Origin of the sequence: Thalassobacter stenotrophicus (assembly GCF_001458315.1) — a bacterium.
GTDB lineage: Bacteria > Pseudomonadota > Alphaproteobacteria > Rhodobacterales > Rhodobacteraceae > Thalassobacter > Thalassobacter stenotrophicus.
This window is the reverse complement of record NZ_CYRX01000033.1, coordinates 19,628-32,296: the sequence shown is the minus strand read 5'-3', so window position 1 is coordinate 32,296 and position 12,669 is coordinate 19,628. Positions and strand designations below refer to the sequence as shown.

The 12,669-nt window shown below is 58.8% G+C and carries 18 protein-coding genes; 3 read left to right on the top strand and 15 right to left on the bottom strand.

The window, feature by feature from the left end; all coding sequences use genetic code 11:
• Nucleotides 1-40: 40 nt before the first annotated feature.
• From THS5294_RS14630 to THS5294_RS14620, 3 genes are all read right to left on the bottom strand, one after another.
• A complete protein-coding gene (locus tag THS5294_RS14630) occupies nt 41-496 on the bottom strand; it encodes a universal stress protein (protein WP_038004075.1) in 456 nt (151 codons plus the stop codon).
• Between the two features lie 70 nt (nt 497-566).
• Complete coding sequence (locus THS5294_RS14625; RefSeq protein WP_058124338.1) at nt 567-1,430, bottom strand: branched-chain amino acid aminotransferase; 864 nt, start codon at nt 1,428-1,430, stop codon at nt 567-569.
• Nucleotides 1,431-1,514: 84 nt separating this feature from the next.
• Entirely contained in the window at nt 1,515-1,922 is a 408-nt protein-coding gene (locus tag THS5294_RS14620; RefSeq protein WP_058124337.1) for a universal stress protein, read from the bottom strand.
• Nucleotides 1,923-1,975: 53 nt separating this feature from the next.
• Between THS5294_RS14620 and THS5294_RS14615 the strand changes: the two genes are divergently transcribed.
• Complete coding sequence (locus THS5294_RS14615) at nt 1,976-2,512, top strand: pyridoxamine 5-phosphate oxidase (protein WP_233486495.1); 537 nt, start codon at nt 1,976-1,978, stop codon at nt 2,510-2,512.
• Here the strand turns inward: THS5294_RS14615 and THS5294_RS14610 are convergent.
• Genes THS5294_RS14610 through THS5294_RS14570 form a run of 9 tightly spaced genes read right to left on the bottom strand, consistent with a single transcriptional unit; the run spans nt 2,500 to nt 7,072 of the window.
• Nucleotides 2,500-3,000 carry a hypothetical protein gene (locus THS5294_RS14610; RefSeq protein WP_058124335.1) on the bottom strand — a complete coding sequence of 167 codons (501 nt, stop codon included), beginning with the start codon at nt 2,998-3,000 and terminating at the stop codon, nt 2,500-2,502. The genes THS5294_RS14615 and THS5294_RS14610 overlap by 13 nt on opposite strands.
• Before the next feature lie 8 nt (nt 3,001-3,008).
• Nucleotides 3,009-3,740, bottom strand: coding sequence for a flagellar basal body L-ring protein FlgH (flgH, locus tag THS5294_RS14605; RefSeq protein WP_058124770.1), 732 nt, complete (start codon nt 3,738-3,740; stop codon nt 3,009-3,011).
• Nucleotides 3,741-3,752: 12 nt separating this feature from the next.
• Nucleotides 3,753-4,181: a flagellar basal body P-ring formation chaperone FlgA gene (flgA, locus tag THS5294_RS14600; protein WP_058124334.1), complete on the bottom strand. Its 429-nt coding sequence runs from the start codon at nt 4,179-4,181 to the stop codon at nt 3,753-3,755.
• A 4-nt stretch (nt 4,182-4,185) separates the two neighbouring features.
• The gene (flgG, locus tag THS5294_RS14595; protein WP_038004067.1) at nt 4,186-4,971 is read right to left on the bottom strand and encodes a flagellar basal-body rod protein FlgG; all 786 of its coding nucleotides are present in this window, start codon (nt 4,969-4,971) and stop codon (nt 4,186-4,188) included.
• A gap of 15 nt (nt 4,972-4,986) precedes the next feature.
• Nucleotides 4,987-5,706 carry a flagellar hook-basal body complex protein gene (locus THS5294_RS14590; protein ID WP_058124333.1) on the bottom strand — a complete coding sequence of 240 codons (720 nt, stop codon included), beginning with the start codon at nt 5,704-5,706 and terminating at the stop codon, nt 4,987-4,989.
• Nucleotides 5,706-5,972, bottom strand: coding sequence for a flagellar biosynthetic protein FliQ (locus THS5294_RS14585; protein ID WP_058124332.1), 267 nt, complete (start codon nt 5,970-5,972; stop codon nt 5,706-5,708). The genes THS5294_RS14590 and THS5294_RS14585 overlap by 1 nt, the downstream gene beginning before the upstream one ends.
• A 12-nt stretch (nt 5,973-5,984) precedes the next feature.
• Entirely contained in the window at nt 5,985-6,278 is a 294-nt protein-coding gene (gene fliE, locus THS5294_RS14580; RefSeq protein ID WP_058124331.1) for a flagellar hook-basal body complex protein FliE, read from the bottom strand.
• Nucleotides 6,279-6,292: 14 nt separating this feature from the next.
• Nucleotides 6,293-6,685 carry a flagellar basal body rod protein FlgC gene (gene flgC, locus THS5294_RS14575; protein WP_116904364.1) on the bottom strand — a complete coding sequence of 131 codons (393 nt, stop codon included), beginning with the start codon at nt 6,683-6,685 and terminating at the stop codon, nt 6,293-6,295.
• Nucleotides 6,686-6,694: 9 nt separating this feature from the next.
• Nucleotides 6,695-7,072: a FlgB family protein gene (locus tag THS5294_RS14570; protein WP_058124330.1), complete on the bottom strand. Its 378-nt coding sequence runs from the start codon at nt 7,070-7,072 to the stop codon at nt 6,695-6,697.
• 84 nt (nt 7,073-7,156) lie between these two features.
• Here THS5294_RS14570 and THS5294_RS14565 point away from each other — a divergent pair, with 84 nt between their 5' ends.
• Nucleotides 7,157-8,476 carry a FliI/YscN family ATPase gene (locus THS5294_RS14565; protein ID WP_058124329.1) on the top strand — a complete coding sequence of 440 codons (1,320 nt, stop codon included), beginning with the start codon at nt 7,157-7,159 and terminating at the stop codon, nt 8,474-8,476.
• Nucleotides 8,477-8,516: 40 nt separating this feature from the next.
• The gene (gene deoD, locus THS5294_RS14560; RefSeq protein WP_058124328.1) at nt 8,517-9,221 is read left to right on the top strand and encodes a purine-nucleoside phosphorylase; all 705 of its coding nucleotides are present in this window, start codon (nt 8,517-8,519) and stop codon (nt 9,219-9,221) included.
• Here deoD and THS5294_RS14555 read toward each other — a convergent pair.
• From THS5294_RS14555 to THS5294_RS14545, 3 genes are all read right to left on the bottom strand, one after another.
• Nucleotides 9,218-10,390 (bottom strand): type III PLP-dependent enzyme, encoded by a 1,173-nt coding sequence (locus THS5294_RS14555; protein ID WP_058124769.1) that lies wholly within the window; start codon nt 10,388-10,390, stop codon nt 9,218-9,220. The two genes, deoD and THS5294_RS14555, sit on opposite strands and share 4 nt — an antisense overlap.
• A gap of 224 nt (nt 10,391-10,614) precedes the next feature.
• The gene (locus THS5294_RS14550; RefSeq protein ID WP_058124327.1) at nt 10,615-11,649 is read right to left on the bottom strand and encodes a quaternary amine ABC transporter ATP-binding protein; all 1,035 of its coding nucleotides are present in this window, start codon (nt 11,647-11,649) and stop codon (nt 10,615-10,617) included.
• A complete protein-coding gene (locus THS5294_RS14545) occupies nt 11,646-12,668 on the bottom strand; it encodes an ABC transporter permease (protein WP_058124326.1) in 1,023 nt (340 codons plus the stop codon). Before THS5294_RS14545 ends, THS5294_RS14550 begins: the two co-directional genes overlap by 4 nt.
• Between the last annotated feature and the right edge of the window lies 1 nt (nt 12,669).

The following is a 12,669-nucleotide window of genomic DNA, read 5'->3' as shown; positions in this document are numbered from 1 at the left end:
TCCAAAGGCAAAAGGTCAAGATATTTGGAACGGTTCTAACTTAGGTTACAGCTTCTAGCTGCTCTTTCGACATCTCACCGGGGACGATCGTCACGGGAATGGGCAGGTTGCCCGCAATTCGCGTCAGTTGTGTCACCAGCGGGCCGGGGCCGTTTTTGTCGATGCCAGCGCCCAAAACAAGGACCCCAATATCCGTGTCCGCCTTTACCTGAGCGAGGATTTCATCGAACACTTCGCCCTCACGGATGACCAACTCGGGATCAATATTCTGACGGTCCCGCATCCATTTGGCGAACACTTCGAAATGTGCCTCAATCCGTTCGCGCGCCTCTTGGCGCATGATATCGCCCACGCCGATCCAGTGGTTAAACTCTTCTGGCGGGATCACGGCCAGCACTTCGACCCCGCCCCCCGTATTGGCGGCGCGCATCGCGGCAAAGCGGATCGCATTCAAACATTCACGGCTGTCGTCGAGCACAACAAGAAACTTGCGCATCGGATCCTCCCGATTGATCGGCTCGGACTGTGCATGCTCCGGCCACCTCTGGCAATGGCAAATACGCGGGCTAGGCCTCGCTCAGCGCCCAATCCCAATACAACTCACGCGCGCGGCGGGCGATGGGGCCGACTTGATACGGGACGTCATCAAACGCGGTAACCGGCGTAATCTTGGTCATATTGCCGGTCAAAAACACCTCATCTGCGCTGCGAAAATCATCAAAGCTAAGCACACATTCATGCACCTTAACCCCATCACGACGCAGGTTATCCATGTGCCGCGCCCGCGTGATGCCCGCCAAAAATGTGCCGTTGGGGATGGGGGTGAACACCTCACCGTCACGCACCATGAACACGTTTGAGGTGGCGGTTTCGGCCACATTGCCCATGGCATCCGCGACCAACGCATTGCCAAACCCTTTGCGCGTAGCCTCAGCCAACATGCGCGCATTGTTTGGATAAAGGCAGCCCGCTTTGGCATTACACACCGCATCCTCAAGGACGGGACGGCGGAATTGGGTGGTGGTCAGGGTCGTGGTCGTGTCCTGCGGGGCCATTGGAATTTGCTCAAGGCAGATCGCAAACCCCGTGGCACCCATCTTGGGCAAAACGCCCAGCGGGCCACCCTCCAACGCCCAATACATTGGCCTGATATAAACGGCGTCATTGGGGCCGTAGGATTTCAACCCTTCCTCAACGATCTGCACCATATCTATGGGGGAAACCGTGGGCGTGATCATCAACGCCTCGGCGGATCGGTTGACCCGTTCGCAATGCGCCGCAAGGTCGGGCACGCGCCCCTCAAACCACCGCGCGCCGTCAAACACGCTAGACCCAAGCCACATACCATGATCAGCCGCGCGCATAACGGGCACATCTCCGTCATGCCAGCGGCCCTCAAAATATGTGCGAATGTTTGTACCCGTTGCCATCTGCGCCTCCCCTATTTGGGCGGAGCTTAGGCGCGGTGTCAGGGCGGCTCAAGCCCAGAGGTACCGATGGCCAATCACAGCCCTTTAGCGCACAACGTGCACGCAACATTTCGCATGCCGGACCACACGCGCAGCGGTAGAGCCTAGGAAATAATCCTGGACCGACGGGCAATGCGAGGCGATCACGATCAAATCCGCCTCACGACGCTCAGCCTCCTCCAAGATTCTATGGCCCGAGCGGCCCTCCACCACGACCACATCAATATCCGGGCTGTTGCCGGTTTTTTCGAGTAATCCATTCACCAGCTGAGCCCGATTTCCCTCCATCTGCTCTTTGGTCAGGTATTCGGTCGCATAAGATGGCAGATGCTCACGCACGTGAATCGCCGTGATTTTGCCGCCCTCATCAAGCAATTTGCGCGCCACGTTCAAGGCCTGCGAAACATCACGTTCATCGTCAAACGCGATTGGAACAAGGATATTGGAGTACATGATCAATCCCTCTCTCTAGTCCCCTCACAATAATCGACCCCAAAGAGACGTCTTTGATATGCATCAGACGTTTGCCGCTTGCCCGCGTAGCGGCTGTGGCCCATCTTTCTCGTATGACCGACCCGTTTCGCCCAGTTGATGACGATGCCCGCGCAACCATGGACAGGTTGCTTGCGGAGATGCGGCATGGCGTGTTGTCGTACCTAGACCCCAAGCGCGTAACGCCATCGGCCAGCCGAATTGCACTTCTCTGCCTGCCGGGGCACGGCCTCGTCACACTGGTGTCGGAGCTATCTCTGCACACACCCGCCCTACAATCCGGCGCAAAATGCGCCCTATTGGTCGGGGAACCCGCGGCCAAGGGCGACGCATTGACGGCACCGCGGGCCACCCTGCACGTCCAACCTGAACCCGTCGATAAATCCACCATCCGGGACGCATGGTTAACCCACCTGCCCAAATCAGCCCTCTATTTCGATTTCACCGACTTCATCGCGTTCCGCTTTAGCATTGATGACGCATTCCTGAACGGCGGCTTTGGCAAAGCATTTCTGTTCACTGCCGACGACCTAAAGCCCTATGCGTCCTGACGCACGATATCCGTGATCAACACCCCAACATGGGTGCCTCCCAGCGCCTTGTGCGCAGCCTCAGATAGACCCTTTCGCAGCATCTCCATCTTGCTGAAATCCGTAAAAACGCCATCAAAACCACCAGTATTGGCGTGAAAAAACAGCACTTCATTGAACAGATCGCGCAACTTTGGCTCACGTTCATAGACAGTCGCATCCTGGTCACCGCTGACCTCAACACTCAGCGACAGGATCACCAGCGCAGCCACCCGACCAGATTTCAGCACTGGAATAACGAACTGGTTGTTAAGCTTAACATACTCCAACTCCGATGGCGTCTCAGCTTCTACGGCCTTGAGCGTCTGAGTGGTCTCTGACGGCAGGCAATCATGCGTACCATCCTCGTCGACAACCTCCACCGGGGCAGGCTTAAGGAAAAACCCGGCGGCCGCCCCGCCCCCGACACCAAGAACCACCAACAAAAGCGGGAGAATGAATTTCATCATGTCAAACCTCAGAACGGCAAGAGAATATCGGCAACCTGCTGACCATAGCGCGGCTGCTGCATGTCAGAGATTTGCCCACGACCACCGTAGGAAATACGCGCCGAAGCGATCTTGTCGTAGGTGATCTCATTCTGCCGTGAGATATCCTCAGGCCGCACAAATCCGCTGACCAGCAACTCGCGGACTTCAAAGTTAACGCGCACCTCCTGCGAGCCCTCAATCCGGGCCACCCCATTGGGCAGAACATCAACAACCGTCGCCGCCACGCGCAGGGTCAGCTTTTCATTGCGCCGCACAGACCCATCGCCCGAAGATGAGCTAGATCCACTCGCATTCACGCCATTGCCAAGGGTCGCATCACCCGGCAGTTGACGATCAATTAACTGCGGCAACCCAAGGAACTGCGGAATCGCCATCGCCTCCGAACCCGAGCGTGAGCGATCCGTGCTATTCGAAATCTCAGCCTGATCGTTAATCTCAATTACAACGGTCATGATATCGCCCCGGCGACTGGCCCGACGATCTCCCAATAGGGATTGCCGATCCCCGGACCAAAGCGAGGCCCGCTGCACACCCGGCCTTTGCTCGGCCATCTCTGGAAAGCTGTTGCTGACCATGGCGCTGTGTTCATAACCGCCCGTAATGGGCGTAAATTCCGGCGCCTTACCCACCTCGGACAGGCGATCACAGGCCGTTACAGACAATGCACACAGGATAAGCAGGGAACGTTTCAAAAGCATGGGAAGGTCCAATTAAAATCTGTTGGGGTTAACGATGACGGAACCATCGGAAGTCACGGTGCCGAAGACAGTGGTTCGAGAGGCAAGGTTCATGACGCGCAAGGTTTCCCCCACACCCGCGGCGCCCAGCGCGCGCCCCTCTGTCGTGATCAAAAGACCACCCGCGTTGAAAACCAGCGGCACGATTGCGTTGCGTTCGACCAAAGTGGGGCGCCCAACGTCTTCGGGGCGAATGGGGCGGTTCGCATACAGGTTCACCCGCGCCTCCATCCCGATCAGTGCCTTGGGGTCGGTGGCCGCGCCGGGCAACGTCATCTCGCTGAGGCTGAGGTGATCCGCCGTAAGGATCGTACCGCTGCGAATGGTCATCGCCGCCAACACGGCATCCGCACGGGCCGCGGCGGGCATTAACAAGACAAACATCATTAAGATTAGTTTCATGACATCACCGGATCTGCGTTGTCGCGCTAAGCATTTGATCCGCCGCAGTGATGACCTTGGCGTTCAACTCATACCCACGCTGCGCCTCGATCAGGTCGGTAACTTCTTTCACCGCATCGACGGAGCTGTCCTCAAGATAGCCTTGGCGAAAGGACCCCAACCCGTTTTCGCCGGGCGTGCCCACCAATGGCGCGCCAGACGCTCCGGTCTCTCGGAACAGATTGCCACCAATCGCCTCAAGACCCTTTTCGTTCGAGAACCCCGAAAGCGTCAGCTGACCCAAAAGCTCCGGCTCGGTCCGGTCGTTGAAATAGGCGTAAATCTCACCCTCAGGGTTAATCGATAGCGATTGTGTGTCCTCGGGCACCGTGATGTCGGGCACCACAGGGTAGCCATCGCTCGTGACAAGTTGACCATCGCCCGTCATCTTGAGCGCGCCATCGCGGGTGAACCCCGACACACCCGAGGGCAGCGTCACTTCAATGTAGCCCTTGCCCTCGATCGCGAGGTCCAGATCGCCGCCCGTTGCGGACAGCGCCCCTTGGTTCACGTTCATCGTCACAGCGGTCGGCCGCACACCAAGCCCCAACTGCACACCTGCGGGAACAACCGTCCCGTCAGACGCGGCGATAGAGCCCGCGCGCGTCACCTGTTGATAATGCAGGTCCGCAAACTCAGCCCGTCGGGCGTTATAACCAGTGGTATTCATATTCGCGAGGTTGTTGGAAATCACCTCAACTCGTGTCTGCTGGGCGCTCATGCCCGTGGCTGCGATTTGGAGTGCACGCATGTTGGTCTCCTTTTTCTATCGGCCAATGAGCTGGGTCACAGAGCGCATCCGCTCGTCCTCCCGCTCCATGAAGCCTTGGCCCATCTGGTAGGCGTGTTGCACTTGGATCATCCGAGAAATCTCAGAGACCGCGTCGACGTTTGATCCCTCAAGAAACCCTTGCAGGACGCGCCCATTTTCAACCGGCCCAAGGGCGCCGTCGGTCGTGAAGCTCACCCCATTCGTCCGGTCGAGAGAATTGATATCTTCGGGCATCACCAAACCGATCTGCGCCAGCAGCCGGCCATCCGCGCTAAGCGTGCCATCACTGCTGATGTGCACATCGCTCACGTCGGGTGGGATAAAGATCGGGGCACCACCAGCATCCAACACCCGCAAGCCCTCGGGCGTGACAAGATCCCCGGCATCATTGGGCAAAAACGCACCCGCGCGGGTCAGTTGGATCTCGCCCTCGGGGCCCTCAACTTGGAAAAAACCATCCCCTTCGATGGCCAAATCATAAGTGCCATTCGTCTGGCTCAGCGCACCCTGCACCGAGCGGGTGACATGCCCGTTGCCCGTAGCCATGGACAGCGAAGGCTGACCCTCGCCCAAATCCTTCACATGCTCCGAAAAGATCAGCCCCTCAGCGCGGTAACCCGTCGTCGAGGCGTTGGCGATGTTGTTGGCCACCATGCTCATTTCTCGCATCAGGCCGGACTGCCGCGTCAGCGTGGTATAAATCCCGTCTGACATCAGATGCTCACAATCAGGGGAATGATCGTATCCCCGAAAAAGTCCGTAAGGACCGTGCTCATGAAACCCATTGTCGCCCAAAACACGACCATAATGGCCCCCAGTTTTGGCACAAAGGTCAGGGTCATTTCCTGAATAGACGTCAGCGCTTGGACTAAGCCGATGATCAAACCCACAACAAGGGCCACGGTCAGGATCGGCGTGGACATCAAAAGTGCCGCCCAAAGCCCCTGCCGCATTGTGTCGTAAAAGATAAACTCATCCATGAAACAGACCCCTCATACCGGCATCCTCAAGATTTCTTGATAGGCTTCGACGACCTTGTCGCGGACGGTCACGGCCGTCTCGACCGCAAGGCTGGTTTCAGCCAAAGCGGTGACCAAAGCATGCGGGTCGGCCCCGGTTGTCATGGCCGCTTGGGCCTGCGCCTCACCCTGCTGAACCGTCTGCGCAAAGTTCTGCGCGATCTTGGCAAAGTCCGATCCTGCAGGCGTTTGCTCTTGGGGCTTGGGCTGCGCAATTGACCGCCCAGCGCCATAGGCTTGCTGCGCAAAAGAAGAACGAATATCCATCTCTCATCTCCCCCTTACTGTCTCATTATCTCATTGAGTTTGTTCGACATCTTGCGTGTCTGCTCAAACATCTTGAGGTTTGCTTCATAGGACCGTTGCGCCTCTCGGGCGTCGGCCAATTCAATCAGCAGATCGACGTTGGACCCGTCATAATGGCCCGTTTCGCTCGCCAACGGATGGGAAGGGTCATGCACCTTTGGAAGGTCGCTCTGATCCAACTGCACAGGCCCCAACTGAACCGCGCCAGACTTCTCACCAGCCTTCACCATCGCTTCAAACGACACCATCTTGCGGCGGTAGCCGGGGGTATCGGCATTCGCGATATTCTCAGAGACATGGCGCAGCCGCTGGGACTGGCTTTTCATGCCGCTCGCAAGAACCTCAAGTGTGTTGGAAAAACCCATGATCTAAACTCCTTACCTACGGCCTAGCCCGGCGCGCAAAACGCCAAGCGAAGCCTGATAAACGGTGATAGCGCGGCTATGGTCACGCTCCGCCTGAACGGATCGCAGCACCTCTTCATCCAAGGAAACGCTGTTTCCATTGGGATCAGCCGCGCCACCGGCGTCGATCTCACGCCACTCATTACGCGGCTCAGAAAAGTCAAAATGTGCAGGATGGGTGCGACGCGCCCGAAAGCCTGGATCAAGCTCAGCCTTGAACTCAGTCACATCCCGGGCGCGATACCCCGGGGTGTCGGCGTTGGCGACATTACGTGCCGCCACTTCCTGACGGGCCGCTGCATGGCGGGCTTTGTCAGTCGCTAGATTTAGTATTCCAATTTTCTCAAGCATCGGGGCTTCTCCTCCGATTAATCTCAACCAAGCCTTAACTGTGATTCCTTTAGAAAGAGTAAGGAACAAACGGAAAACATCATTATGGTTACCGCCGAGCTTTTCACGACCTTGCGCAAGGAAGTCGCGCGCCTGAAGCCTGTGTATGATTTGGGATATGTCACTGAAATCAACGCCAACGCCCTTGTGGTTGCGGGGCTGTCAAAGGTCGCGCGTCAGGGGGATGAGGTCAGCTTTTCAGCGGAACATGGACAGAATCACCACGGTGAGATCACCCAGCTCAGCAAGGATACCGTGACAATCATGCCCTACGGATCGCTTGACGGCGTGGCGATTGGCACCCCTGTCAAACTGTTGGGCGCGCCGCTTTTGGCCCCGGACAACAGCTGGATTGGCCACGTGCTGGACCCGTTCGGTGTCCCGATGGATGGCTCAACGGTCAGAATGGGCCCCCTGTCAAAATCCGTCCACGCGCCCGCGCCCCCCGCGCACGCGCGTCAGATCATGGGCGAACGGCTCCAGACCGGGGTCGGCGTCATGGACACCTTTCTCCCCTTGGCCAAAGGGCAACGGATCGGCCTTTTTGCAGGCTCTGGCGTAGGAAAATCAACGCTTTTGGGGCGGCTGGCGAAACGTGTGCCTGCCGATGTCACGGTCATCGCGCTGATCGGCGAACGCGGGCGCGAACTACAGGAATTCATCCAAAAAGCCCTCGGCCCCGAAGGAATGGAGCGGAGCATTATTGTTGCCGCGACCTCTGATATGGCCCCCAACCTGCGCCGCCGCGCGGCTTGGACCGCGATGACCATCGCCGAACATTTCCGCGATCAGGGCGCGCATGTCCTCTTCCTTGCTGACAGCCTCACCCGTTTTGCCGAAGCCTACCGCGAGGTGGCCGTTTCCGCCGGCGAAGAGGCCAATATGCGCGGCTTCCCCCCCAGCCTGACCCACGCGCTCGCCGCGCTTAGCGAACGGGCCGGACCGGGCGCAAAGGGCCAGGGCATGATCACGGCGGTGATGTCCGTTCTTGTCGCGGGCTCCGACATGGAGGAACCCGTTGCCGACATCCTGCGCGGGCTCCTTGATGGGCACATCCTCCTGAACCGCGACATCGCAGAACGGGGCCGATACCCCGCGATTGACGTGCTGCGCTCCGTCTCTCGGTGCTTGCCCGACGCCGCGACCGAACCGGAAAATGCCCTGCTCAGCCAAGCGCGCCGCCTTATTGGCGCCTATGATCGGGCCGAAATGATGGTGCAATCCGGCCTCTATGAACGGGGCAACGACCCTCAACTGGACCAAGCGATCGCCGCTCTCCCCAAGTTGGAGGCGTTTTTCGGCGACGGGCGGCACCTTAGCATCGAGCAAAGCTTCGAAGCCCTCGCGGCCTGTTTGCCAGATTAGCGCAATCCGCTAGAGGTGGTCCAACAACAGGAGACGCGCCATGACCCCTCATATTTCCGCCCAACCCGGCGATATCGCCGAAACCGTTCTGATGCCCGGCGACCCGATGCGCGCCAAATGGGCCGCCGAGACCTTTCTCGACGCCCCCAAAGAGGTCAACGCGGTGCGCGGCATGCTGGGCTATACCGGCACATGGCGCGGCAACCCCGTCACGATCCACGGCTCTGGCATGGGTATGGCCAGCCTCTCGATCTATGCCAATGAACTGATCACCACCTACGACGCCAAAACGCTGATCCGCATCGGCTCAACCGGCGCGATGCAAGAAAATGTCCGCATGCGCGACGTGATCCTTGCGATGACAGCAAGCACGGTTTCCACCCCGTCCTCGACCATCTTCAAGGAACTCAACTTCGCCCCATGCGCCGATTTCAACCTATTGAACGCCGCCCACACCGCCGCCAAGGCAAAGAACAGCACCGTCCACGTCGGTGGCATCTATAGCTCTGATACGTTCTACGATGAACGCCCCGACCTGAATGAGCAGATGACCCGCCACGGCATTCTCGCGGTTGAGATGGAGACGGCGGAACTTTACATCCTTGCCGCCCGCCACCAATGTCGCGCGCTTTCGGTCCTAACGGTCTCGGACCACCTCCTGACGCATGAGGCGCTCCCCTCGCAGGAGCGCCAATCAAGCTTTGGCGACATGGTCGAAATCGCGCTTGAGGCGGCCTTCGCCTAGATCACAACCACATCCAGCGGCGGAAACCCGTTGAACCCAACCGAGCTGTAGGTCGAGGTATAGGCCCCGCAATTGCGGATAATCACCTTATCACCCGCCTGCAGCGATAGCGGCAATTGGATCGGGCGGTTTTCATACAACACATCGGCGCTGTCGCACGACGGCCCCGCCAAAACACAGGCCCCCACCTCATCCCCATCGCGGGGCGTGATGAATTGATACCGGATCGCCTCATCAATGGTTTCCGCCAGCCCTGAAAACTTGCCGATGTCCAAATACACCCAGCGGTGCAGGTCATCGTCCGATTTCCGAGACACCAACATCACCTCAGCGGCAATCGCCCCGGCCTCTGCCACAAGGCCGCGACCCGGCTCTGCCATGATATGCGGCACGTCGCCAAAGCGAGCGGTCACACGCTCCATCACGCGGGCGGCATAGGCGGTTGGGGCCTCAATGTCTTGGCCGTAAAACGCAGGAAATCCACCGCCAATGTTCAACAATTCCAACGCAAACCCTTCGCCCAAGGCACGATGCCAAATGGCCGCCACCTGATCCAAAGTGCCCTCCCACATGCGGGCCTCGCGCGTTTGCGAACCAACGTGAAACGACAGCCCATGCGGGTCTAGCCCCAGCATCCGCGCATGACCCAACAGCGACAAAACCTTATCCGCTGCGCAGCCAAACTTGCGCGAAAGGGGCCAATCAGCCTCTGGGTTGTCGACGATCACACGAATATACACCCGCGCGCCCGGGGCGTTGGCGGCGATTTTCTCAAGCTCTTCTTCTGCGTCGGCGGCAAACAAGGAGATGCCCACACCATGGGCCCACGCCACGTCCGAGGCGCGTTTGATCGTGTTACCAAAGGAAATCTGGTCAGGGCGCGCGCCGGCATCAAGGCACATCGCAATCTCGCCGCGTGACGCCGCATCAAACCCGGATCCAAGCGCAACCAAACGGGCCAAGATCGCTTCATGCGGGTTCGCTTTGACCGCGTAATGGATATGCGCGCGCCCAAGGCCCGCCGCCAACGCGCGAAACTGCGTCTCAACCGCGTCCACGTCCACCACAAGGGTCGGGCGATCAAAACTGTTGGTATCGATATAAGTTTCGGCGCGGGTGCGCGCACGGATAGGGGTACGACCCGACAGGTCGGCTACGTATGCGTTCATGGTCATCTCCAATCAGACCCGGCCATTCCGGGTTCCCCCGGCTCAGACCGCTCACTTCCAAACAGAGACGTTACCGTCGCTACGTAACCGCGTGGGTGCTATGCCCACCTCGCCAGAGGCGCGTGCGTTGGCGTCTATAATCGCGCATATGGGGCCAATTTCAAAACCGATCAAGAAAAAAATTCAGGTCCGTGATCGGCGGCGGTTTTCTGTAACTTTTGGGGTTAATGGGTCCCCGTCACCCCGCGTGGCACCAAGGCGCGCACGAGATCCCGCATGTCAATCTGACCCAGAATTTCACCATTTTTTACAACGCGGTAGCATAGGCTTGTCTCTCCGCCAGAGCGGGCAATCAACGCCTCAAGCGTGTCGTCCGGGTCCACGTCACCCGCACAGGAGCGGTCCTGCACAGGCTCCATAACTGAACGAACACGCAGCACCCGCGCGCGGTTAATATCGCGCACAAAATCCTCGATATACGGATCAGCCGGGGCCAGCAGAATCCCCTGCGGCTCACCCTGCTGGACCACCGCGCCGTCCTTCAAAATCACCAAATGATCCGCCAGCTTCAGGGCCTCATCCAGATCATGCGTGATAAAGACAATCGTCTTTTGCAGCTCAACCTGAAGCTCCAGCAACAGGTTTTGCATATCCGTCCGGATCAACGGGTCCAGCGCGGAAAACGCCTCATCCATCAGCATGATATCAGCGTTTGAGGTCAGCGCCCGCGCGATGCCGACACGCTGCTGCATCCCCCCCGAAAGCTGCGCGGGATACCGCCCCTCATAGCCATCCAGCCCCACGCGTTTGAGCCACTTTTGCGCCTCCGCCTCACGGGTCGGGCGGTCGACGCCCTGCACCTCTAACGCGGTCGCCGCGTTTTGCAGAACCGTCCGATGCGGCAGCAATGCAAACTTCTGAAACACCATCGACATGCGTTTTTGGCGCAATTGGCGCAGCGCATCCGGACCCAGCGCGGTCACGTCCTCACCATCCAACAGGATTTCGCCAGCCGTCGGCTCAATCAACCGGTTCAAATGGCGGATCAGCGTCGACTTGCCCGAGCCAGACAAGCCCATCACAACCGTGATCTCGCCGGGCTGCATATCGACCGAGATATCCTGCAACCCAAGCACGTGTTTGTGCTGCTCCAAAAGCTCGGTCTTTCCCATGCCCGCACGGATATGCGCCATCATCGCCGCGTCATCGGGACCAAAGATTTTGTACAGCCCGCGCAGGGCAATTTTCGGCATGCTCATTCAGCTTTTCCTGCCCGGTCTACACGCGCCAACGCCGCCTTGGACGTGCGGTCCAAAATGACCGCCAACAACACGATGCCGATGCCCGCCACCAGCCCCACGCCAAGCTCTAGATTGCGAATGCCGCGCAGGACCAGCACACCCAATCCTGGCGCGGATACAAGGCTGGCAATGACGACCATCGCAAGGCTCATCATGATGGTCTGGTTCACTCCTGCCATGATGTTCGGCAGCGCGAGAGGCAGTTGCACTTTCCACAGCTTTTGACGCTGCGACATGCCAAAGGCGTCCGCCGCCTCAATCACATCGCGGTCCACCAAACGAATGCCAAGGTCCGTTAATCGGATCACTGGGACAATCGCGTATAGAATAATAGCAATCCCATACAGCTTTGATTCCGTGACCGAAAACAGGAATATCAGCGGGATCAGATACACAAACGTCGGCAGCGTTTGCAGCAGGTCCAACACAGGCAAAATGCCCCGCTGCACCGCTTTGCTGCGCGACATCGCGATGCCGATGGGCACGCCCAAGACCACCGATATCGACGTACAAACAAAGATAATCGAGAGCGTCTCAAGCGCCACCTCAAGGTGGTCAATCACCCCAAGCCCCAAGAACGATAGCGCCACAAACAGCGTCACCCCACGGGACCGCGACACAGCCCACGCCAGATAGATCAACGCCGGCAACAGCACCCACCACGGCACGCTCGTAAAAAACCACAACGCGCTATCCAGCATCCACGAAAGGGGCTGCGTCACCGGGTCCAGCACTAGCTTTAGCTCGGGCCGCATCGCTAGAAATCCGTCCTCTAGCGCGGCGGTCACATCGCGGGTTTGGGCGATCTGGGGGCAGGCCTCATGCAACACATCAAGCGAGGGGAACGGCACGCCGCCCCCCCCATTTTCCGCACCTGTGCTGGCCAACAAATCGGCCATCGACAGGGGCGCATTGTCCCCCGCAGCATCGCACCAGGCCCGCAGGCCCAGCGCGTCAAAAACCCCCTCGTATGCCACG

Coding starts and splice junctions, on each gene's coding strand:
- THS5294_RS14630 (WP_038004075.1), bottom strand. CDS start 496: ATGCGCAAGTTTCTTGTTGTGCTCGACGACAGCCGTGAATGTTTGAAT.
- THS5294_RS14625 (WP_058124338.1), bottom strand. CDS start 1,430: ATGGCAACGGGTACAAACATTCGCACATATTTTGAGGGCCGCTGGCAT.
- THS5294_RS14620 (WP_058124337.1), bottom strand. CDS start 1,922: ATGTACTCCAATATCCTTGTTCCAATCGCGTTTGACGATGAACGTGAT.
- THS5294_RS14610 (WP_058124335.1), bottom strand. CDS start 3,000: ATGATGAAATTCATTCTCCCGCTTTTGTTGGTGGTTCTTGGTGTCGGG.
- flgH (WP_058124770.1), bottom strand. CDS start 3,740: ATGCTTTTGAAACGTTCCCTGCTTATCCTGTGTGCATTGTCTGTAACG.
- flgA (WP_058124334.1), bottom strand. CDS start 4,181: ATGAAACTAATCTTAATGATGTTTGTCTTGTTAATGCCCGCCGCGGCC.
- flgG (WP_038004067.1), bottom strand. CDS start 4,971: ATGCGTGCACTCCAAATCGCAGCCACGGGCATGAGCGCCCAGCAGACA.
- THS5294_RS14590 (WP_058124333.1), bottom strand. CDS start 5,706: ATGTCAGACGGGATTTATACCACGCTGACGCGGCAGTCCGGCCTGATG.
- THS5294_RS14585 (WP_058124332.1), bottom strand. CDS start 5,972: ATGGATGAGTTTATCTTTTACGACACAATGCGGCAGGGGCTTTGGGCG.
- fliE (WP_058124331.1), bottom strand. CDS start 6,278: ATGGATATTCGTTCTTCTTTTGCGCAGCAAGCCTATGGCGCTGGGCGG.
- THS5294_RS14570 (WP_058124330.1), bottom strand. CDS start 7,072: ATGCTTGAGAAAATTGGAATACTAAATCTAGCGACTGACAAAGCCCGC.
- THS5294_RS14565 (WP_058124329.1), top strand. CDS start 7,157: ATGGTTACCGCCGAGCTTTTCACGACCTTGCGCAAGGAAGTCGCGCGC.
- deoD (WP_058124328.1), top strand. CDS start 8,517: ATGACCCCTCATATTTCCGCCCAACCCGGCGATATCGCCGAAACCGTT.
- THS5294_RS14555 (WP_058124769.1), bottom strand. CDS start 10,390: ATGAACGCATACGTAGCCGACCTGTCGGGTCGTACCCCTATCCGTGCG.
- THS5294_RS14550 (WP_058124327.1), bottom strand. CDS start 11,649: ATGAGCATGCCGAAAATTGCCCTGCGCGGGCTGTACAAAATCTTTGGT.